This is a genomic window from Imhoffiella purpurea, assembly GCF_000585215.1.
In the GTDB taxonomy this organism is placed as follows: domain Bacteria; phylum Pseudomonadota; class Gammaproteobacteria; order Chromatiales; family Chromatiaceae; genus Imhoffiella; species Imhoffiella purpurea.
The window spans coordinates 1-1279 of record NZ_AONC01000109.1 but is presented as its reverse complement, the minus strand read 5'-3'; the positions used below and the strand labels follow the sequence as shown (position 1 = coordinate 1279).

General features: G+C 61.8%; 1 pseudogene. It reads right to left on the bottom strand.

The features are described 5' to 3' along the window. Positions 1-89 precede the first annotated feature (89 nt). Positions 90-872: pseudogene (locus D779_RS20505) on the bottom strand (IS256 family transposase); the annotation flags it as partial. Positions 873-1279 lie beyond the last annotated feature (407 nt).

Here is a 1279-nt window from a genome sequence, read left to right as displayed (position 1 = left end):
GGGTACGCACGGGAGAGGGTCCTGCCAATTCTTGTCACCCTAATCACCTACATCCGCACTCGGTCTTGGCCAGGGTTATGATCATGGCCGACTTGATCGACCGCGCTCCAGAACCCCAGCGCCCCGTCGCCGACGGCCAGGCGCGGCCCCACCTGCAGACCTCGGGCCTTGAGGTCGCGCAACACGTCGAGCCAGGATTCGGTGGATTCGCGCAGTCCGTCGCTGATGGCGACCCATTCCTTGGTGCCATCGGCCCTGACGCCGATGATCACCAGCAGACAGAGCTTGGGATCATCGCTCTCGCGCAGCGTCGTGTAGATGCCGTCGACCCACCAGTAGGCGTACTGCTGCCCTTCGAGACAGCGCCCCGTCCAGCCCTTGTACTCCTCGGCCCACGCCGCCTTGAGCCGGCCCAACGCGGCGGCGGAGAGCCCCTTGGCGTCCTCGCCTACCAAGACCTCCAGCGCCTCTCCGAGGTCGCCGCTGGAGACCCCCTTCAGATAGAGCCACGGCAGTGCCGCGGCCACTCGGGCACTGCGGCGGATGTACGGCGGGACCAGCGCCGAGTTGAACTTCACGCCACCGCCAGAGCGATCACGCACCTTCGGCACCTGCACCTCGACCGGCCCCACCGTGGTCAGGATTTCGCGCGCCGGCAGATGGCCGTTGCGCACCACCGCCCGGCGTCCATCCATCAGCGACACCCCGGCAAACTCCTCGAGCAGTTGCTCCACCTCCGCCTCGAGGGCGCACTGCAGGATCTCGCGCGCTCCGCGGCGCGCCAACTCCTCCAGCGGCAGTCCCAGCTCTGCCAGCGCCTCACTCCGATCACCTCTTGCACTGCCTGCCCTCGTACTCGTATCGTCGCTCATGGCGCACCTCTCTCGTTGCTGCTTTGGGTCTCGACAACCACATTGTCAGCAACGGTGCGCCGCCTGCTCAAGCTCTATCAGTCCCCGCTCATACACCAGAATCGAGCATAGCTCCTCCACAACACACATATCGGTAAGTTGTTGAAATTTATAAAACAAGATCCGGAATGTGTTCTATATAAATCAGTTAGTTGCAGACTTGTGTGGAATGCGATGGGTTAACTCAGGACTATTCCTTGATAGCAGCTCGCCGCTTTGCCATGCATTATGAGATCGCTTGGTTCGTTCGTTATCTTCCACGGCCTCGATTATCGAATCGGGTGCGGCCTCCGCATGATGTCCTCAGCAGCAGCATTCAGCGCCAAATTGATCGATTTTCTCCCAGAACTGAGTCCAACGTCCGGTGG